The following is a 21351-nucleotide window of genomic DNA, read 5'->3' as shown; positions in this document are numbered from 1 at the left end:
ATCCCCTACCATCTGTTTCCAATCATAAACCCTATCGAAAGTGCTACAAATATCCGGTGATTTTCCAACTTATCCAACCCGGTCATTATCGGTACGGGCTTCGCAAAAAAATCGGCATGGGCACCGAGTTTACACCCTGAGATATAACGGGAAGAACGGGCGAAATCAACCATGAGATATCCCTTGATACTTCCCCCCAATGTCGGGCGAAACGCGGGTTTTCCGGCAAAAAAACTGGCCCGTCCAAAGATTTTGGAATAGGTGTGAATGCCTGGATCATAAGCTTCAACCTGCCGGTCATTGGCGGTAGGTATCCCCAGTCCTGGCCGGAATATCTCCAGATAGTAAGGCGTAAGCAAGCCGATTGCCGGACCGACCTTGATTCCTCCCCGCAGATTGATAAGGTTGATGGAATTTAACCGGAAAAGATTTTTCTGAATGCCCGCAGAAGGGGTGAGTACAAAAAAGTAATTCAATTTCCCGTAAACGTATTTTCTCCCCAGTTCGGCACCGAAAGCTGGTTCGATATTCGATTCGTTTAATTCTTTCAGTGCAAAAAGATCAAGCCCCAGCATAATCTGTTTTTCATCGGGCCCGATCATATAGTTTAGTTCCATCCCCGCCCCTCGGTTGGTCTTATGAAACCCCAGCTCAAATCCTCCGGAAATAGGCTTTTCCTCCTTTTTTTGAGAAAAGAGAACCAGGGGAATCATAAAAAGGGCGATCAGATAAACGTTTTTCATAGGAGAGGATTTTTCCTCAGCCCGCATGGGCCATTCCCTAAATATAGTTATTAAACGCCAACATTCAACGATTTGCCCATGTGATTTTCTGCTAGGCCATAGCATTGGTGAGGAGAATTTCCTTTTTTTCTTCCAGCAAAGACATCAGCCGTTTTTCCGTCTCTTCCAGCGAATCTTTGCTTTTGCCGCCAGCGGCGTAAAAATGCCCGCCTCCGTCAAACTCTCTGGCAAACTCACTGGCAGAAACCTCTCCCCGGCTGCGAAAACTCATTTTGACCAGATCGTCCTGGGTTGTAATCAGGATGGCGAGATTGATATCCTTTATACTCATGGCATAATTCACCAATCCCTCGGTATCCCCAGCCTTTACATTAAACTGCCGGAAAACCTCTTTCTCCAGCTTAATATAGGCGGTTTTGTATTCGGGGAGTACATGCAGACAATTGAGCAGGCAGTAGCCGAGAAATTTATACCGCTCCGCACTAAAATTGGCAAAAAGCAGATCGTGAATACGATTGACATTGATGCCGGTTTCTATAAAATGTGCCACCATCCGGTGGACTTCAGCCGATGTATTGGTATAGCGAAATGAACCGGTATCGGTCATCACTCCTGTATATAACGCCTCCGCAACCGGCAGGTCTATCTTGTCGCTGTCTCCCAATGCCACGATGATCCGGTAGATCATTTCTGCAGTGGAGGAAGCCGAAGTATCGAGAAAGGTGAGGTCTTCAAAACCTTCGGGCTCAGGGTGATGATCCACCACGATTTTTTTGGCATAACTGTCTCTGACCATGGGCTCAAATTCGTTGATACGACTCAGTCCGTTGAAGTCAAGACAGAAGATCAGGTCGGCACCGTCAAAGGTCCAGCGGGCGAGGTCAGGGTCACTCGGCCCTACCAGCACCTTGTCCGAACCGGGAATCCATTTGAGGAAGTCGGCATATTCGGTGGGAGAAACAACCGTAACCCGGTGTCCGCATTTCACCAGATAGTGATAAAGTCCCAGGGAGGAACCCATCGCGTCTCCGTCTGGTTTTTGGTGTGTGGTAATGGCAATGCGTCCCGGACGGGATAAAAGAGATGCTAACGCTTCGATTTGTTCCATGAAATGATTCCCGGTAATTTTAAGACTGCGAAAATACGAATTGAAATTCACAGTATAAAATTGGATTATCAACCCCGTTGACCTAAGTTTGCACCTTATTTGCATTCCATAAGCAGAAACATACTTTAAAATGAGCAATATCACGCTTACGATCATCAAACCGGATGCTGTAGCCAGCGGACATACCGGCAAAATCATCGATCACATCCTTGCTTCCGGCTTTAAAATTAAAGCCATGAAAATGATCTACATGAACGAACGCGAAGCCGGTGGCTTCTACGATGTCCATCGCGAACGTCCGTTTTTCAAAGATCTCGTTGCTTTTATGACCAGTGGTCCCTGTGTACCTATGGTACTCGAAAAAGACAATGCTGTCGCCAGCTTCCGTGAAGTAATCGGTGCCACCGATCCGCAGAAAGCGGCAGAGGGCACAATTCGCAAACTGTATGCAAAATCAATCGAGGCAAACGCCATTCACGGCTCTGACTCTGATGAAAATGCACACCGCGAAGCGCACTACTTCTTCTCTGATCTGGAGATTTTCTAGCAAAAAAAAGGATGGCCATGCAACTGTATGGCCATCTTCATTTCCACTAAAATGTGTAACTTGAAAGCCGTAGCTTCAGTTGCATATTATGTCCAGTGATTTTGTTATTGTAGATATTGAGACGACTGGCGGAAATCCCAAATCTGACAGGATTACCGAGATAGCCATTTACCGCTACAATGGCGAGCAGGTGGTTGCGAAGTTTGAAAGTCTCATTAACCCGGAAATGCCTATTCCGGATTTTATTACCCGTATCACCGGCATCGACAATGATATGGTGCGCGACGCGCCCCGGTTTTTTGAAGTCGCCCGAGAAATTGTTGAGGTTACCCGCGATGCGGTATTCGTGGCGCACAATGTCCGGTTTGATTATAGCTTTGTGCAGAAAGAATTTCGCCAGCTGGGGTATACCTTTTCCCGCAAACAACTCTGTACCGTCAAGCTTAGCCGCAAGGTATTTCCCGGAATGGCTTCCTATAGCCTGGGTAAACTCTGTGACGCGCTCAATATATCCAACAAAAGCCGCCACCGCGCTGCCGGTGATGCCACTGCCACCCTGGAGCTTTTTCGGATGCTCACCGCACCCGAATCTCCGGCTTCCGAAGATGACCTGATGAATCAGGAAATCGCTATGGCTAAACTTCCGCCAAACCTCAATAAAAATGTACTTGAAGCGATTCCCGATGAGGCCGGAGTATATTATTTTATCGGAGAAAAAAGCGAAATCCTCTATGTAGGCAAAAGTAACCAGATCCGAAAACGAATTCTCTCCCACTTTCAGGGTGCCTATAAAGCAAATCGCAGCATACGGATGCTGGAACAGATTGTTGATATCGGCTTTGAAGTTACCGGCAGCGAATTGGTAGCGCTTTTGCTGGAAAATGAGGAGATCAAACGCCTGCAGCCGCCTTTCAACCGCGCGCAGCGACGGCGAAAGTTTAAGTATGCTGTCTATAAAGAAGAAACGCCCTCCGGCTATCTCAAACTATTTGTGGATAAATACGACGAAAACCGGAGACCTCTGGCAGGGTTTTCGCAAAAAACTTCAGCAGAAGGTATGCTGGAGCGTAAAGGCAGAAAATTTGAACTTTGCCCCAAACTCTACGACGCCGAAAAGGGCCCGGGCCGTTGTTTTCACCATCAACTCCATATCTGTAAAGGTGCCTGTGTCGAGGAAGAATCTGCAGAAGATTACAACGAACGCGTGCTGAAGGCGGTATATGAAATCAGTTATGGCAGAGATCAGATGGCAAGTTTTCTTATCGTGGGGGAAGGCCGGGATCCTTCAGAACAATCCGTCGTGTGGGTGGAGAATGGGGTGTACCGGGGATATGGTTTTCTGGATCTTTCTCAATTTTCTGCTGACCCGACTTCGATTACAGAGTTTATTCCGTTAAGAGAAGATCTTCCGGATGTAAGCAGGATCATTCACTCCTATATCAAAAAAAATCCGCGGCAGGTAGTCCCGATAAAACGCTGAAAATTCCGTTATTAACACTATGATCAGGAAACTTTCCATTATCTACTCCTTTCTTTTACTCATTCTCCTGCTACCCGCTCAGGCTCAGGTCTATAATGTCACTCGCTATACTACGCAAAATGGGCTGATTCAGTCTCAGGTGATGACCATGATGCAGGATCATCGCGGTTATCTCTGGCTGGGTACTCACCGGGGCATCAGTCGTTATGATGGCAATAAATTTGCCTCATACGGTGCAGAACAGGGGTTGACCGGTACATTCCTCTCTTCTATCATTGAAGATCGCGACGGGTATATCTGGGTGGGCTCTGATGCAGGGCTCAACCGTTTCGATGGCTACCGGTTTATGGATTTCTCCAGCCATAAAGAAATTGCAGATAAAGTCGTGGAGGTTTTGATGGAAGACCGCCAGGGCAATATCTGGATTGGCACCAAGTCCAGCGGAATTATTCTTTATTCAGACGGAACATTTGTCGAAAACCCTTTTCAATGGCCGGGAGAAAATAATAAAAATATTCTCTCTTTTCTCGAAGATCAATCGGGCAAGGTATGGATTGGCACGACACAAGGGCTGTATATGAAAGACCACTCTTCCGAAGTCAGGGCGCTTCGTGATTTCCCATTTAGCGATGATCTGGAGGTATTTTCGCTGACCGAAGATGGGCTGGGTGCTGTCTGGATTGGGACCAGCCGCGGGGTGTTTCGCTATTTCGAAGCTAAAACTGAGCATTTCGACCTCCTGAAACTGGGGTTTTCTGACAATCATGTATATTCCCTGATTGCAGATCTTCACCAGCAGGTATGGATGGGTACTGGTAAGGGAATTGTCAGATATCACCAGGGGCAGTTTTTTCCTTTGGTGAGAAATGACCGGATGCTTGATTTTCAGATGCGCTCCGCCTTACTGGATGCAGAGGGGAATCTCTGGTTTGGCACTGACGGCGGGGGCGTGCGAAAAATTACCGAAGGCGTTTTTGAAACCCTGGACATGGATGACGACCTATCTTCCAACCTGGCCAAGTCTTTCCTTCAGGATCGCCGCGGCAATATCTGGATCAGTACCAAAGACCGTGGTATCAATGTGTATGACGGAAAAAGAGTAATACGGAAATACCAGGTGACAGACGGGCTGGGGGGAAATGATATTTGTTCCAGTTTTCGGGACAGCAAAGGACATTTTTGGTTCTCTTCCTATAATGGTACTCTGACCCGCTATGATGGCGCACAGTTTCGGGTTTTTGGCCGGGAAAACGGATTGGAATGCAACTCCGCTTTTTGCGTGACGGAGGATAAAAATGGCTATATATGGGTAGGGACCGACAATGGTATTTTTGTGTGGAAGGGGAATGGCGGCTTTGTTCGATACTCTGTCGATCAGGGTTTACCTGACAATACCGTTTACTCTTTTGAAATGGATTCTGTTTCCGGTGATATATGGATCGGCACTTCTCTGGGGTTATGCCGGTTTTCAAAAGGTAGGTTTGCGGTGATGGACTCCGCCCGTTCCATAGGTAATAATGTCATTACCCTGCTTCGCGACAGGCAAAACCGCCTGTGGGTGGGAAGTGCTGAGGGATTGTCCTGTATTTCCGGCAACACAGATTACCGTATCCGGATCAGTGAGACACCCGGCGCGCATACAGTTGTAGGGCTGGTGCTGGAAAAAGGCCGGTACCTGTGGGTGGCTACGGAGAATGGCGCTTACCGTCTGGATCTTTCCGGTTTTTCTCTGGGAAGTGCAGACCGTGCCCGGTTTGAACATTATACCCAAAAAGACGGACTCCCCAGCCTCGAATGTAACGCAAATGCTGCCTTTCTTGACAATAAGGGCAATATTTGGCTTGGAACAGCGGAAGGTGCAATTTCCAAACCGGTAGGCACACAGCGCGATGAAAAAGATTATCCGCCTCTTGTCTATATTACGGAAGTGCGATCTGCCGCCGATACCAACTGGGCACAGGCGCAGTTTATGCCCCCCAAATCAGGTGTGCTCTTTCACCCGCCGCAATTGCAACCCAATGACAATCGGGTAGATTTTGAGTTTATCGGGCTGAGCCTCAAAAGCTCACAACAACTTATCTATAAATACAGACTGGAAGGGCTGACCGGCAAAGACTGGGACAGCCTGCCGGGACAAACACGGGTTTCCTATGCACACCTTGATCCCGGAGATTATACTTTTCAGGTAATCGCCAAAAAAGAAGCCGATGACTGGGAATACAATAATCCTGCTTCTTTTTCCTTTTCGATCAAATATCCGGTTTATCAGACCTGGTGGTTTATTTTGCTCATGTCGCTGTTAGGTTTGTCAATCGCTTCTGGTGTTTACTGGGTATTTTGGAGCCGGCGGAAACAGCAGATTGAAGAACAAAAAATCAGAGATACAGCCGAAAAACTCCAGCTCGAACATCAGGCATTATATGCCATGATGAACCCCCATTTTACCTTCAATGCACTTCAGTCGATCCAGTATTTTATTCATCGGCAGGACAAAATCTCTGCAAATAAATTTCTCTCAAGTTTTGCCAAACTGATTCGCAAAAACCTCGAAAGCACCAAAAGTGACTTTATCAGTTTGGGGGAAGAAATCGAAAGACTGAAACTGTATCTTTCGCTGGAGAAAATGCGTTTCCCCGAAAAATTTGACTATGTAGTCAATGTTGGCCCCGGGATTGAATTGAGCGAAACGCAGATTCCACCGATGCTTTTGCAACCGTTTGTGGAGAATTCCATCAAACACGGCATTATGCCGCTTGATGCCAACGGCATGATTGAGGTGAATCTCTCCCGAAAAGATGATGACTACCTGATGATCACCATCAGCGACAACGGGATCGGGATTGAGGCCAGCCGCAAACAACGCGCCGACCGGCCCAATGACCACGTGTCAAAAGGCATGCAGATCACGCTCGACAGACTTTCGCTGTTTGCCCGGATGACCCGCAAGAAGTACTCTCTCGACATTCACGAAATCGTCGATCCTGAAGGCAATATCAAAGGTACTATGGTGGAAATGCTGTTGCCTGTAAAGCAGTGGTAGCGCCTGAAGTCAGTTGGGTTGCCGGCTATCTATAATTCAAATTAGCATACAAGACGCCTTCATGATTCATGAAAGTGCTATCCTTTCTGTTGAGGTCCAATTTTCCTCCTGCAAAGTTTGTCGCCGGCAAGCCCAATTCCTGGTATATACAGGCCGTAGCTGCATAGTCCCAAATGCTCCCGCCGCCGTTTTCTTTTTTCGGAAGCTTTAGCATGCAGGCAGGGCCATTTTCGAGTACACGAATGGCATTCAATACGGCGCCGGCTCCTGCAATTTCCTGTACCCCATTCAACCCCAGCTTTCCTGCCTGTTGGTGTAGCAGGCTTTCTATTTCATCGGCATGGGGAGTATCCTTCAGCTTTCGATCTGTCACGTAGGTCAAATGGTTATTTATGGGATTGATTTCCCAAAGGCTGTTATTTTTACAGACTCCGTAGCCTTTGATTGCATGGTACAAAGTATCTGTGCTGGGATCAAACACTACCCCAATGTATGGCGTACCGTCTTTTGCAACTAAGGCAATCGATACAGAAAAACCTGGTTGTTTATTGATAAAAGGAAGCGTTCCGTCCATCGGATCGATGCACCAAAAAAAATCTCGCATGAACCGGCTCCCATCATCTTCGGTCTCCTCCGATAACAGGGCTATTCCAAACTCATCGCAGGCGGGAAGCAGATGAGCGAGAATGACGGCTTCAGAAGCTCTGTCTACTGCGGTTACGACTTGAGAGGCATAGCTGACGCCTCCCTGCTTTTTCTCTACAGCCACGTCTTCATTCATGTGTTTTTTAATGACTTCCCCTGCGGCAAGGGCTGCGTTGATCGCCATGTCGGTAAGTAGGTGTAGATCCATATTCAGAGGTTTTTGATCACTTCTGCGGTTACTCGTTCGCTATAACTATTGATTTTCCAGTGGCTGGGGCTCCAGCCTTTTAAAAAACGATGAAAGTCTGCCCAGGCTACCCGGTATAAAGACCGCCATTCCTTTTCCAGTGCTTCATTTCTTTCATTCAGTTCGCTTTGCAAATACTCAAAATAGGTATCCAGGATTTGTGTTTCCAGGCGTTCACACGCGCTTTCGTCGAGGCAACTCCCGATAAAATAAGCCACGTCTTTCATTCCACAGCCGCCCCCTGTATACTGAAAATCTACCCCGGCAACCTGCCCATTTTTCGCAAAACAGAAGTTTGCCAGCTTGGCATCGCCGTGAACAAAGGTTTTGTAAGTACAGCTATTGAGCTTCTCATCAATAGCAGGCGCAGCCTCTCTCAACCTTTGATCATCCAATGCGGCTAATTCCTGCGGTCGGGTCTCCAGATGCCAGTAGGTGCCTGCTTCCCAAAGCCCGTGTGGAATTTTTCCCAGATAACTTGCGTGAAACTGTGCCAGCCACGCCAGACAGGACTGTATTTCTTCCCATGTGAGAGACCGTTTGCGTAAGGGAAAACCAGCGATATCCAAATCCTCCAGCACAATCAGCACCTCATCATCTTGCGTCTCGATGGCCAGACATAGCGGCAGCCGGGCAGCGCTGCTTTGGCTGTATATGTCATACCAGGTAGTTTCTACTTTGTACGACTTCAGCTTTCGTTGATGCCCGATATCGGTGTTCCATCCGCGGGGGTGATTGTTAGATTTGGACGACAGCGGTGACTGAACGAGTTTGATTACTACGCTTTCGACAGAGGCATTTTTCAGGCCGATTCGCATGATTTTTCCGTAGCCACTCCACAATTTCTGGATGATCTCTTTTTCTACCAAAGAAGAAGCACCGGTTTGCTGCAGAATGATCGATCTGAAATATTCATTCATATTTACCCATAGATATTGTACACATCTCAAAAATCAGGATGGAAAGAAATGATTCCAAATTTAAGGATAAATCCCGCCGTTAAATTTTTTGCCTGTACTAAGGCCGTATGAAGTACCTTGTGTAAACCCTTTTGAATCTGCGCTTTGGGGAGTTAATGTAATGGGGCTGAGCGTTTGCCCGCAGCAGGGTTATTTGACATTTACAAGTTTCAATCTTGCTTCATGGTTTTGATTTTGAAACACAATATGATAATATCCTTTTTCCAACGCAAAAGTTATCGGTTCAAGGTTATCTTCTACTTCAACAATATCGACCGGAACTGATTTTCGGTAATCCTCATTTTCTTTAAAAGCCATTGCCAGAAAAGGTTTACCTATCTCAATTTCCTTAACATCAATATTCACTTTCATTTTGTCATTTCTTAAAATCCAGTCCGGGCGATTATGGACCATTTTGGTTTTTGGGTGAAAAATCATAATATCAAACCATTCAGGATTTTCCTCAAGTTTGAAAGAATTACCCATTCTGTCAATAAATACACTTGTTTCTATCAATGACAAATTTTGAAATAAAGGGTTTTCGAGGCTATCTACACTTCTTTCGGTAAACTCCGTTTGATTAATAGTCAATGGATTTATTCCTGTAAATTCTTGCAATCTCCCTGCCATGGCTTTACCCCAGGATTTATACTCCCCTTCTACAGCATGATCAAATCCGCAGTGAATCAAATATTTAGTTGTCGAATCATTTTTAATTTGGCTTTCTATATTTCTTGCTTGTCCTATTTCTCTTTCTCTACCATTTCCTTCTGATTCGTAGGCGAACAAATAATATCCGATGTCTAAAGCGCTCCTAATCAAATTCCCAAACTGGGGCTCTATTGAATATGTTCCACTGGAATATATAGGATATTTTCTTTTATTAATTTCCGTATCACTTTCCTGCAAGGTTTCTAATCCCAGGTATCTATATCCTTTTCCGTATAGTTCTTTCAGAAGTTCTGTTGTAAATACTCTATGTAGGGGTTGATGATGCGCTTCGTTTATAATTATTATTTGAAATGAATCTGCCTGACTTACTATATAATCTTTAGCATTTTTCCTTTCATACTTTTGCCTAAAAGAGTCAACCACTTCCTGGTTTACTGTACTTCTATTATCATGTTCTGTATCCCAGATATTTAGCATTTCTTCATACTTGCCTATATAAGAATAGTCCCAAGCCGCAACTTGATATTTCCAGGGTTCAGAACTCGTTTCAAGGTTTGTCAGTATCTCCTGACTAAATTTGTAAGGATGATCAATGGGTTCAATTTCAATCAATTCCGGAGAAGAATCACATTTTGTGGTTACAATTATTGTTGCAATTCCAATTAATTTAATCAACAGGGATTTCATCATCATTTCGGTTCATTTTATTGCTGCGAACGTTTCCTCACCTGATGTTGAGGCGAATACAAAGCGCCGGGATGGCACTTCACTCCGCCTGAGGCAACCCCCGGGTTGGGGGCTATCTGTATTTCCTTCCAGTGATTTGCCATTCGCCTCATAGAGCTGCTTCAATATTCTTAAAAAGTATTTCGTGTTGCTTTTTAAAAGTACGTTCCATAACGGATTTTACTGGAAAAGGAGAGTTAAAGTCAACTTGTTCTTCAATGATTGTACAATCGTCGTCTGCTGTTAAGACGAATATCATTTCAATCTTCGTCAGTTTGAACACAATTGCTCGAATAGAAACGGTTTTTTCAATTATACTCTTGTCTATTGTCACTGGATATGTAAACGGAAAAGGAATAAAACCAATTTTTAATGTTTCGTGAACTAAATAGGTTCCGCTTTCTATTTTATCCATTTGAGAAATAACCGGATGGACTGAAACAAATTTCTTCATATCAGTCAAATAGTCAAAAACAAAGTCAATGTTTTTATGTATTCTAAATGATAGTTTCATTGTGGTAAATGGTTTTGATTGTCGTGCGAATACAGGGTAAATGCCGTAATCTTAAAAAAATCAATTTCTATACGGTACTGTGCCAGTTGAATCAACGGCATACCCCCATTTTTCTAAATAGGAAGGCCCCGGTAAAAATTCATCGTTTAGGCGATTGAGCTCCTGAGTAAGTAAACCTGCTAAATTTTCAGCTATTGATTGATATGCAGGGTTTCCTGCGAGGTTATTTACCTGGTACGGGTCTGCCACATTATCAAAAAACAACCATTCTCCGGACAAATCGCGCGCATAAGTATATTTTTGGGTAATAATTCCTCTAAACTCTTTTCCCCCATGGGCCCTGGACCATTGCCCGAATGGTTGAACACAGGCAACAAGCGAAGCTTTTCGGTCATCTTCCTTTTTCCCAAGTATTATTTCTGTTATATCTTCTCCGTCCAAACCGGAGGGAATATCTATACCCGACATACCCAACATGGTCGGTAATATATCCATTGTATTGAGGAGGAAGTCGCTTTTCTTTCCCTCTTTCCCTAATAATGCCGGATATTTAATGATGAAAGGCACTTTGGCCGATTCTTCAAAAATTCTCTGCTTTTTCATTTGCCCGTGACTATTGATCAAATCGCCATGGTCTGAAGTAAAAACAAAAATGGTGTTGTCTTCAAGATTACTTCGCTTGAGTGCGTCCTGCAATTGTTTTATATAGCTGTCAAGCGCCGAACAGTGTGCATAATACCCTCTCAGGATGGCTTTTGTCTCCTCGGCTAATTCTGCCGGAACATTTGGTCTGAGTTGCACATCCATATTTTCGTATAGGTCCCTGAATTCTTGTGGCGCAGAATGATAGGGTGCGTGAGGCGGCCCCCAGGAAAGCAGTAAACAAAACGGGTTGCCGCTTCTTGACTGTTCTTCTATATATGCAATAGCATCTTTCGTTTGAGCCTCTGCATCATAACCTTCCCATGTATGCAACGCGTCATCATTTCCCCAGTAATTGGAATTATTATAACTATGCGAGCAGCCCAGGACCTTCCAATAATCGAAGCCTTGTCGCCTTTCTTTGGGAATAAAAGCTGAGCGGGCATTACCGTCAACGTGCCATTTTCCTATATAAGCAGTATTGTATCCATGTTGTTTAAATAGTTTGGCAAAACTCCTGGCTTCAGGCTCAAGCAAAACATCATTCATGAACATGCCATTTTTTAATCCATATTGCCCTGTCAACAACATCGCTCTGAAAGGGGTGCATACCGGAATAGTTGAAATTGCATGGGGAAAATATACCCCTTCAGAAGCAAGTTTATCAAGATTAGGTGTTTTAACATCTGGATTGCCAGCATACCCTAAGGATTGTGCGCGCCATTGGTCCGCAAACACAAATACGATATTAGGCTTTTGGGTTTTATCGCTACACGAAAAAATGAATAAGAATAAGCAGGCTATCAGAATACTATTTTTCATTTTACCGATGTTGAAGTTTGTATGAATAAGATAGCTGTTGGGGTGCCCGATGAGGCACTCTTTGCCTATTTTTTCTCACGGTTTTCCAAACGGTCTTTATCCTGTTCTTTGCTGTCGCGGATCATGTCTTCCACATTGTCGATTTCCGGAGATTCTTCCAGGGCTTTCCAGTTAAAGTTTTCGTCAAATGGATCTAATGCCTTTTGAGGATCGAAAATCCGGCCATCGATATCCACGGCATTGTACGCTGTGTAATCCGGATTTTCGGTGAAAAAATCGCTTAAGTCTGTCGCTCCGGCATCGTATTGATTTAAATAAGGCATTCCCAGAATATTCCAAAACGTTTTAAACAAGCTGCCAAAACTGTAATGCGTATGACTGACATAGTCTTTTTTTACCCAGGGAGAAATCAGCATTAAGATACTGCGGTGCGCATCAATATGGTCTACACCATTTTGCGCATCGTCCTCCGTAATCACGATCAGCATGTTTTTCCAGTAAGGGGTTCTGGAAAGATATTCCACAATACGGCCCACCGCCAGATCATTATCAGCCATATAACTTTCCCGGAAAGGGTATCCCGCTTCCGGCCGATCTCCGGCTCCATGATCATTGGGGATAATGACGGTTGTGAATGCCGGCATCATATTCTGCCCATCCATCCATTTTTCATCAAACTCTTTGATAAACTGATCCACCCTAAACTGATCCGGGATAGCGGTATTATACGTTGGATACATTTTGGAAGTACGCTCAAAAAGCGGTTGTGGCATGGGGTAATTCACGTATTGTTTTATCCCCGTATATTTATACTCAGCCTTGTAAAGTGCCGGCTCAAACATGATGCTAAACCCAAAATTATAGAAATCCACAGCATGGCGTTCCAGATGATCCCACATAGAACCCGCTTCGTTATAATCTTCGGGATAGATGGCACCTGCTGCGCCATTCATTGCAAAAATACCGGGAGCCTTTGAGTCTTCCTTAAAGTTTCGGTTGCCGCCATAACTGGCCGCTGTGGCTGTTTCACACCATTCATTCGGATAGGTATTTACCAGCCAGCGATGACCATCGGCTGAGACATCTGAATCCACATAAAAATTGTCGGAAATACCAAACTGCCTTGCTAATGCCAGGTGGTTGGGCATAACCGTTGCCTGAGAAACGGAGGCTGTTTTTTCATTGTTGGAAAAACTTGCGTTCCGGCCATAGCGAGCAATGGTGGAGTCGCCGTTGCCATTCTGTATCTGTCCAAAAACTTCATCGTAGGTTCTGTTTTCTTTTGAGATAAATACGATATGTTTGATTGGACTCTCTTTTTCTCCCGGATAGAGCGGTATGGGATTGTTTTCGCGGGTTTTATACACAGGATCAGTAGCTTTGGTGAATGCAAAGTTGTTTGATATTACCTGTTCTGTCATGGCTTTCAACCCGTGATCATCCGGGATATCTACTACCTGTACTGTCCCTTTCATCAGCGATCCGATATAACTGCCCTCCTCACCAGGGGTGAAGGCTGCCCCGCCATTAGGGCCGCTCCCAAAGCCTTTGGCATTTGCGATAATCAATTTTTTCCCATCGCGGCTTACTTCAACTTTTGAGGGAAACCAGCCCGTAGGAATATGCCCCAAAACCTTTTGCGTGGCAATATCTATAACCCCAATGGCATTGATCCCCGATTCTGCGACGAACAATTTTTTTTGATCCGGGCTCAAAGCCAATCCAAAAGGAATGACGCCCCGGAATTGTTTGATGCGATCATCCGGCTTCAGATAAATCGTGTTTACCACCGTATCTTTTTGGATGGAGATGACCGAGATATTATCATTTGTGCCATTGCTGACAAATACATATTCGTCAGTAGCTACCATTGAATTGGGACTGGAACCTCCGACTGCGGGAATATCCTCAACCATCGCCCCGACTAAATGACCAGTTTTGATTTTTGCTACCACCTCGGCGGCAAGTGGATTTTCGACACTGATGGCAAATACGGAAAATGCCTCAATGGCATTCATATCCCCTAAACCTTTAACTGAAAGGGTATCATTTTCAATACCCTTTTGCATTTCTTCTGAGCCATATGCAAACACAGGGTAAGGAACGGGTTTTATGTTGGCATCTTCCTGGGTACCATCTTTGATAAAGGAGTATTGAAACATGCCGACATTGGCTACATAAACCTTTTTTTCATCAGGGGATAAACAAATCCCAAACGGATAACGACCCACCGGAACAGATTTTTTAAGCGTTTTCGAACCTGTATCGATAATAATCATCCGAAAACCTATCTGATCTACGGCATACAGCGTTTTTCCGTCTTGTGATAACTTCAGGTCGCCGATATATCCGGTTGAATAATCCACATTTTCATCGCTGAATGAACAATCAATCATGCCTTTCTTTTCACCTGAATTCACGTCAAATATATACACCACGTTCTCCTGACCACCGGCAACATAGACTGTTTGGTTGTCAGGTGAAATGGCCAAACCCATAAAAACTGAAGCCAATACCCCCTGGTCAGATGAAGGGCCGGGGGGGATCTGTTGTACTTCCGGATTTTGGGATAAGATATTTCTGATGATGGTAATCGATAGGGGATTGGTTCCCGAATTGGCGGTAACCGCAACGTTGCCATCGGGGCTTAAGGTTAGCCCATAAGGGTGTGGGGCCGTTATAATACTGTTGCCGGCAGGCGTAAGGTACCTTCCGTTTGGGATGACCGTTTTTCCGGTTTTGTCAATTTGGGTGAATTCATTGCCTGCGGGTGCTGCGATGATCCATAATTGTTTTCCCTTCGAATTACTTTGAAATTCGCATGACGCAAAAAGTAATACTATCAGTAGTGGGACTATAAATTTCATATAGGATGATTGAAATTGAGGATTTGATGTGCATAATACAAAACATCCGCTCAACGCACAGGGTTTTATGGATAGCGTCGAATATCCTCCCTTTTCCCCGAAATCACAAACACTTACTTCCGGAATATGCAGGCCGTCGGGAGATCACACCCGGACGCCTTTTCCGGCGGTACGCCAGGGGGGGCTGTATTTTCACTCGTCATTCAGTGAGTGAATGCCTTGTTCTTTAAGTTTTTCCAATGCGTCTTTCATTGCGTCAACTTGCGCAGCCGGGTGTCCTTGCCAAACCGAAACTTCACCTACAATTTTAAAAGGTTCGGTCGAACGATAAGATTTTGTGGGATTGCCCGGAAATTTTTTATCTGTCAGATCCGGGTCGTCTTCAATTGCTCCTGTAGGCTCAACTAAATAAATTCTTTCCCGCCCTGCTCCAATGGCGAGTTCGGCACCCCAAATTGCCGCATCTAATGTGGCAGACAAGAAAATATATTTTGCATTTTTCCTTTGTCCAAAGTTTGAGTTGTTGCCAACTGTAATAAAGTCTCCAATTTTCAGGTCTGCCTTTGTACCGTGAAAATATGTCTGGGCAAAAGGCGTCGCACCTGGTCCGTTTGATTTCGCTTCTTTTTTGTTTTGTTCCATTGCCAAAGTCAATATTTAATTTTATGTCTGTAGTTTTTTTTCGGAATTGTAAAGTAATTGAGAGAAAGTAATCTTTCCGAAACGAAGCAGAAACCATCTGCATAGGCAGACAAAGGGCAAAAGGAAACGGCGATTTGTGTCCCTCGTGGCTTCCTGGGGTCCTTTGCGGTTTATCCCAATCAGTTGATAATTTCGTATTTCTTTACACAGAAATTATGGATTACAGTAATCACAGTACATAGGGTCTTCTTTTGTTTTTTTATGTGGATACATTTCTTCTTTGGTGAAATCACATTTTTGGCAGCGATAAATATAACTCAAGGTAGAGTTGGTGGGCGAACCACATAAACTACATTCTAATCCTTTTTTTGCTTCGGTAATGCCAAAACCGGGCATCTTGCATTGAGGGCAACAAGAATTTACTTTGTCAACTAATTTTTGGGTTGCAGTTTCAATTACCTTCAAACGGCTTGGGTTGTACATCGCTCTCATATCGGTTTCAACATACACCCTGCTGAATTTTTTATAGAGTAAATGGAATGCTTTTTTTAAGTCTGGTAAGTTTGTAATGCCTTTGATTATATCGCTGTTGTCTGTTTTCGACTTGCGAAGAATTAGCCCATGAGAAGGGAATTTTACTGATTCCGCAAAGTTTAAGAGGTCATTTTCATTTTCAATTTCTTTACCATTGAAATTCGTTTCTGTACTTAATTCTCTGGCTATTATCTCTAAATGGTTTGCTTTATCAATAAAAATAACAAACTCATCATCTGCATTTGCAAAAAACATTGAAGGATGAGCACCAAAAGAACCTTCACTTGCCACTCCCAGATCGCAGTTGCTTAGTGCCATTGCCATAAGGCATTTTTTTCTGACTGTCGCTACGGGATCAAGTTCTCTTTCAATCTCTCCTGTAAAAGTTCCTAATGTGTCAGTATCGAAGGTTTCATCTGTGAAGCATATTACGCCCAACTCTTTTTCAAGAATCGGTGCGATTACACTTTCCTTTTTGTGTTTCGTGGCTATGATTAAATTTCTACCATTAAACATAATAAGAGGGTAACAGCAGACCACCAGGCAATTTTGAAAAAATGCGGAAAAAGCAAGCGTATTGTGTTTACCACAACAACGATACTTATGCTTTTTCCGCAACTACTCAAATTTAGTAAAATCTACGAAGACTATGATTTGAGGGTAGCAAAGAATTTTTACCTGCTTTTCTTGCTGACCAGCCAGAAGTTATATGTGTTGTTGGGAATAATTTTTTATTTCATTTGTCGGCAATAACCTGGAATCTTCCAGGGCAGCTGTACGGTGTCCCGCTTTTTTCAAATAGTCTGGATTTTTCGCAAATTCCATAAACTTCAAAACAGATTCGTGTTCTACTAACAAAACTGCGTCCCATTTTTCCGAGTCGGGTCCAATCAAAAAGTTTTGGCTCTTTCCAAAATAGATAATTCGGCTACCAGCTTTCTCTAGTTCAGGTAGAGTATGGTCCATATACAACTGGTAGGCATCTTCTCCACTGATTTCATTCGCAGGTTTTAGTTCTTCCAGATCTGTATAGTCAGCGATTGCTTTAAATTTAAGTAAGTTTAGCATCACGATCTTTCCTTTGTTGTGGAAGTTTTGATAGAAAACTTTTCCAGCTTCAGGATTTGCGTCGATATATTTATTCATAACTTAACGTGAGTTTTGGATAAGAAAGCTTTAATATAAATCATATTTTATTGATAGTGAATTGATTGTATATTTTACATTCTCTATTGAGACGCAAAAAGATTAGACCCTTCCTTTCCCGGGGATCTGCGACCTTTGGCCGTCAGGTCCGTAAGGACTCCTTCGGAGGTGACGCCTTGCGTGGTTAAACCTACGCTTCTCCTGTCGGAGAAGCGCTTTTTGGGGCGATAGATCGTCATCCTGTGCGATAGCGTTGCAAATCCCTTAGGGAAAGGATCTTTCCCTTCTTTAAGCAATTTTGCTTATCCAAAACTCACGTTAACTTAATCGTCTCTTTGATGCCGCTGCACATCGAATCTTTAGCATCCTCCATTTATGGGTATGGCATAAATCACGTTGCCTGAAACTTGTAAATTGAAAACCTTGTCTTCTATGGAAGGAAGTAGCAGTTTCCAGGTTTTTCCCTTGTCCGATGATCTGAAAATGCCTTTGGGATGACCGCAAAAGAAGTTTTCACCAACCTGTATAATGGACGCAATGGAAAGCTGCGGCGGAAGGTCAGCATCAATGGGCTGCCAGGTTATGCCACCGTCGTAGGATGTTCGCACTCTTCGGGTTCTGGACTTTCCATTGAATGTGATCGCAGCAAATCCACCTTCGATGCGTTCTACCTCGATGCCTGCGCCGCCTTCGCTGATTACCAACGCCCAGGTTTCACCATTATCGGTCGATCTTACGATCCCTTTCGAGGTGGTCCCCAGCAATACGCCATTCGACTCTACCAATTCTCCGACCATGTCACCAACATGTTTCCATGATTTTCCACTATTGGTAGATCTAAAAAGACTTTTTTCGGCGTTGATGAAAATAGTGCCTGTGGCTGTTTCAAAAACGCTATACACCTGTTTCTCCTGGAAATCTGCGAATACCGGCGCCCATGCGTTCGTTCCATATTTTTTTTGGAAAACTCCGTTGCTCCAGTAATTGTATGCAAATATGCCGGCCCTTCCGGGAGCGATATTGCAGTGATTGTCGGGGAAAATATCTTTCTTCCAAATAGGAGCAGTAGAATGGGGTTTATTGTGATATATCCCATCCCCGACAGATACATAGAGTCCATGATCATCGGCAAACGAAAAGATCTTGTCTACACCATAATCATCTTTCACCGGCTCGGGCAAGCCTGCACTTATGTCCTGCCAGGATTGTCCGCCATCGGTAGATGTAAAAACAAGGTTTGCAGTTTTCGCGTTAGCGCTGTTTTGTTCAAGCTGACATTTCGGGAGATCAGATGACGGAGTCAATGCTAACTGCTCCTCAGAGGGGAATAAGAATTGAAAAAGAAGTAAGAAAGAGAGATTGTAGATATTCATTGCTGTAATGATTAGGTGAAACAATAAAGCAAATATATCGGGCATCAGCTATCCAGAACCTTTTTAACTGTAAAGAAGTGTAAAGGATATGTAAAACTTTGGGGGGAGTACAGTTGATATTAATCAATTCTATCAAAAATCGTATCAGTTGTAAAATTTCCTGTCGTCAATTCCATTTTATAACGAATTGTTTGATAATAAAATTTAGAAGGACTGTTTATGCCAATCCGGTATTTATAGTTTATATAAAGGTCATTCCTGACAATCGAATCAATTTTAGATCCTACACCATAAGGCCAGGGTGAAAGCTCGCCATATCTATTTTTCCATTTCTTGTCATGGTGTAAATATAACGGTGAAAAAGTGGTGTCTTTAAATATTTTTAGTTTTTGATTAGTCATTAAAATTATTGAACGAGAACCTTGTTCTATAGGTAAAACAATCCAATCTCCAATTTTAATTTCATTTAGCGTTAAACCCTCATCCCAGTTTTCATTTGAAAAAGTTACCTGACCTAAATTGATATCTTCTTTATTTTTTTCTTTAAGGGTAAAGTCCACATCGTAGAAAACTCCGGCAAAGTCTGCGCTGTATGTTTCTTTGCAAATTATTGTTTTGTCATTATTCACCTCAATTTCAACTGTTCTGTATATTGGCCCGAATGCCCCCCTAAGTATCCATTTTGCTACTAATAGAAATCCCACAAAGGTCAAACCTATTATCAATACCAATTTGAGAATTTTCATTTTTACTGTCTTTTTGTAATGCTTGCTGGAACATCCCTATATCCGCCGTAGCTTAAACCTGGTTTTCATGCTAGGCGCTGCGCGCAGCACGAAAATTTAGTTGTTGGGGACTGTTTTTCTTGTCAGACCGCCGTAACTAAACATTTCTTTTTCGTTATACACATTTTGGTCCAGGAATAAATCGTTTTCCAATTACAAGTTTAAAGCCAAATGAGAAGACCTGTTGCCAAGTTTTAAATAAACGTTGAGTGAAATTGTTTGTGAGTGCAAATTGTCCGCGGCAGTTAGTCGATTCCAAATCCTCCATGCATTCTTTGCCAATTCTTTCCAAATTCAATTTTTTCCAATGCCGCTTTCCGCTTGTCCTGGGGCAAACATTGGATACAGGTCGGATATTGAACCCCTTTGTAATATTCTTTGCATTTTGGACATAGTTCCATGTTGTTTATATCATAGTTAAATGCACATTTCTTACATGCAGTTATTGTATCCTCAAAGGAAAGATACTTTATGTTGTCGTCTAAAAATTGCAAAAATGCCTCTTTTCCGATGTCTTCGCTATTTTTAGCTTTTACCCTTTCTCTTTGCAACCAGTATTTTACATTTGGTAGGTTATGCTGATTCTTCCATTTGTCTTTTGAGACAAAGCATTTATCACGAACTTCAGCGACTTCTTCATTTTCATAGAAAGTTGCAATAAGTTCTTCTACTGATTTATAAGATGGTTCATCAAATTCGTATCGGCATACTGTGCAAAGATATTGTGGAACCTTTCTCATTCTCTTGTTTGGGTACCTACTTTTACAACTGGGGCACAACGGAACAGGTTCGTAATCATATTTTTGATTTATGTGTTCGATAAATTCAAATTTGTCAATGGTCGAATTAGAGTCTCTGAAAGATTGGGTATGCGTTTTAATTATTTTTCGCTCGAAGTCATTATATTTTTTCGGATGAGAACGATGCTGCAATGTCAATGTTTCTTTGCTTCCACATATTTCACATTTGTCTTTGATAACCCCACTTCGTCTTTCTTTCCAGTCCTTTGTATGCCATGACCGCTTCCCTTCCTCATGATCCTTACAATAAATTTCTTTTGCAAGCTCTTGCGTAATCTCTCCATTGGTCAGCTTCTTTCTTAATTCGATGAGTTCGTTATATGTCAACATATTCCATTTACTGTTATCTCAAACTGTCTGGAAAACTTGCCGCTAACATCCATATATCCACCACCCGTAGCGCGGATTTCCTTATTGACGCTTACTAATATCCTCCATTTCTCGCAGACTTACAAGTAGCTGGTAGAGACAAGGCCAGGCAGTAGGGTCTTGTTGGATTTTGGTAGCAGCAGATTTTCTGTAGTAGAGGTTTGCGTTTTGCCGCAAAAATCCTATCCGCCTGAACCGGGGGCTTAACTTAGTGGGGTGAGGGGAGGTTGGCGGAAATCAGGATATTTGTTCTAATGCGGTAATTGTCTCTTTGATGCCGCGGTACATAAATTGTCCCGAGTCGATCTCCTGTCGAATCCGCTTTATCACATCAGCAAATTCCGCCGCCGTCTCTATTGATATCGGCATATATCTCAGCGTCGCGTAAAATTTAAAGTAGAGATATTTTCTGTCCGGCTGATCGCTGAGTTTGATAAGCTTGATTGCTTTAAATTCGTATTCTTCCTCCATAGAATCTTCAACCCAAACAATGTCTCCGGGGTAGAATTCGAATAAGACAGTCGGATCGTCATCAATATACTCCGCATCGTCAAGAATTGTATAATTCAACCTGCCGGATGCAATGGCATTAACAGGAACCCAGTCTTCCACTCCGTCAATTATGCGTACATATACTTTTGTAGGCATGATGTTGGTATGAAGGGTTTGGGGGCTTGGCGTAGGTGGGGG

Annotated in this window: 18 protein-coding genes; 3 read left to right on the top strand and 15 right to left on the bottom strand. The window is 43.4% G+C overall.

All coding sequences use genetic code 11. The features are described 5' to 3' along the window. Positions 1 to 5: 5 nt before the first annotated feature. A complete protein-coding gene (locus R3D00_28100) occupies positions 6 to 743 on the bottom strand; it encodes a hypothetical protein (GenBank protein ID MEZ4777071.1) in 738 nt (245 codons plus the stop codon). Positions 744 to 834: 91 nt separating this feature from the next. Further along, entirely contained in the window at positions 835 to 1851 is a 1017-nt protein-coding gene (locus R3D00_28095) for a bifunctional oligoribonuclease/PAP phosphatase NrnA (protein ID MEZ4777070.1), read from the bottom strand. A gap of 130 nt (positions 1852 to 1981) precedes the next feature. Here R3D00_28095 and ndk point away from each other — a divergent pair, with 130 nt between their 5' ends. The 3 genes from ndk (at position 1982) to R3D00_28080 (ending at position 6918) form a co-directional block, all read left to right on the top strand. Next, positions 1982 to 2398 (top strand): nucleoside-diphosphate kinase, encoded by a 417-nt coding sequence (gene ndk, locus R3D00_28090; GenBank protein MEZ4777069.1) that lies wholly within the window; start codon positions 1982 to 1984, stop codon positions 2396 to 2398. 88 nt (positions 2399 to 2486) lie between these two features. After that, positions 2487 to 3878, top strand: a complete 1392-nt coding sequence (locus tag R3D00_28085) for an exonuclease domain-containing protein (GenBank protein MEZ4777068.1) — start codon at positions 2487 to 2489, stop codon at positions 3876 to 3878. A 19-nt stretch (positions 3879 to 3897) separates the two neighbouring features. Continuing rightward, complete coding sequence (locus R3D00_28080) at positions 3898 to 6918, top strand: two-component regulator propeller domain-containing protein (GenBank protein ID MEZ4777067.1); 3021 nt, start codon at positions 3898 to 3900, stop codon at positions 6916 to 6918. Positions 6919 to 6943: 25 nt separating this feature from the next. Here the strand turns inward: R3D00_28080 and R3D00_28075 are convergent, their stop codons facing one another. The 13 genes from R3D00_28075 to R3D00_28015 all read right to left on the bottom strand — a co-directional run bounded on the left by R3D00_28075 (position 6944) and on the right by R3D00_28015 (position 21309). Then, positions 6944 to 7771 carry an inositol monophosphatase family protein gene (locus R3D00_28075; protein MEZ4777066.1) on the bottom strand — a complete coding sequence of 276 codons (828 nt, stop codon included), beginning with the start codon at positions 7769 to 7771 and terminating at the stop codon, positions 6944 to 6946. A gap of 2 nt (positions 7772 to 7773) precedes the next feature. Beyond that, positions 7774 to 8730, bottom strand: a complete 957-nt coding sequence (locus tag R3D00_28070) for a phosphotransferase (protein ID MEZ4777065.1) — start codon at positions 8728 to 8730, stop codon at positions 7774 to 7776. A gap of 189 nt (positions 8731 to 8919) precedes the next feature. Next, positions 8920 to 10134, bottom strand: a complete 1215-nt coding sequence (locus R3D00_28065; protein MEZ4777064.1) for a hypothetical protein — start codon at positions 10132 to 10134, stop codon at positions 8920 to 8922. A 142-nt stretch (positions 10135 to 10276) separates the two neighbouring features. Beyond that, positions 10277 to 10681, bottom strand: a complete 405-nt coding sequence (locus R3D00_28060) for an SRPBCC family protein (protein ID MEZ4777063.1) — start codon at positions 10679 to 10681, stop codon at positions 10277 to 10279. A 60-nt stretch (positions 10682 to 10741) separates the two neighbouring features. Next, on the bottom strand, positions 10742 to 12145 hold the full coding sequence (locus tag R3D00_28055) for a sulfatase (GenBank protein MEZ4777062.1): 1404 nt from the start codon (positions 12143 to 12145) through the stop codon (positions 10742 to 10744). A gap of 65 nt (positions 12146 to 12210) precedes the next feature. Then, on the bottom strand, positions 12211 to 15012 hold the full coding sequence (locus R3D00_28050) for an alkaline phosphatase family protein (GenBank protein MEZ4777061.1): 2802 nt from the start codon (positions 15010 to 15012) through the stop codon (positions 12211 to 12213). 192 nt (positions 15013 to 15204) lie between these two features. Continuing rightward, the gene (gene arr, locus R3D00_28045; GenBank protein MEZ4777060.1) at positions 15205 to 15654 is read right to left on the bottom strand and encodes an NAD(+)--rifampin ADP-ribosyltransferase; all 450 of its coding nucleotides are present in this window, start codon (positions 15652 to 15654) and stop codon (positions 15205 to 15207) included. A 213-nt stretch (positions 15655 to 15867) separates the two neighbouring features. Then, positions 15868 to 16704: a DUF6671 family protein gene (locus R3D00_28040; GenBank protein MEZ4777059.1), complete on the bottom strand. Its 837-nt coding sequence runs from the start codon at positions 16702 to 16704 to the stop codon at positions 15868 to 15870. 189 nt (positions 16705 to 16893) lie between these two features. After that, positions 16894 to 17334 carry a DUF1330 domain-containing protein gene (locus R3D00_28035; protein MEZ4777058.1) on the bottom strand — a complete coding sequence of 147 codons (441 nt, stop codon included), beginning with the start codon at positions 17332 to 17334 and terminating at the stop codon, positions 16894 to 16896. 359 nt (positions 17335 to 17693) lie between these two features. After that, positions 17694 to 18707, bottom strand: coding sequence for a sialidase family protein (locus R3D00_28030; protein ID MEZ4777057.1), 1014 nt, complete (start codon positions 18705 to 18707; stop codon positions 17694 to 17696). Between the two features lie 119 nt (positions 18708 to 18826). After that, the gene (locus R3D00_28025; protein ID MEZ4777056.1) at positions 18827 to 19453 is read right to left on the bottom strand and encodes a hypothetical protein; all 627 of its coding nucleotides are present in this window, start codon (positions 19451 to 19453) and stop codon (positions 18827 to 18829) included. A 284-nt stretch (positions 19454 to 19737) separates the two neighbouring features. Then, on the bottom strand, positions 19738 to 20622 hold the full coding sequence (locus tag R3D00_28020; GenBank protein MEZ4777055.1) for a hypothetical protein: 885 nt from the start codon (positions 20620 to 20622) through the stop codon (positions 19738 to 19740). 276 nt (positions 20623 to 20898) lie between these two features. Next, the gene (locus R3D00_28015) at positions 20899 to 21309 is read right to left on the bottom strand and encodes a hypothetical protein (protein MEZ4777054.1); all 411 of its coding nucleotides are present in this window, start codon (positions 21307 to 21309) and stop codon (positions 20899 to 20901) included. Positions 21310 to 21351: the final 42 nt, after the last annotated feature.

The sequence above is a fragment of the Bacteroidia bacterium genome (assembly GCA_041391665.1).
In the GTDB taxonomy this organism is placed as follows: Bacteria; Bacteroidota; Bacteroidia; order J057; family J057; genus JAGQVA01.
This window is presented reverse-complemented; position numbering and strand designations above follow the sequence as displayed.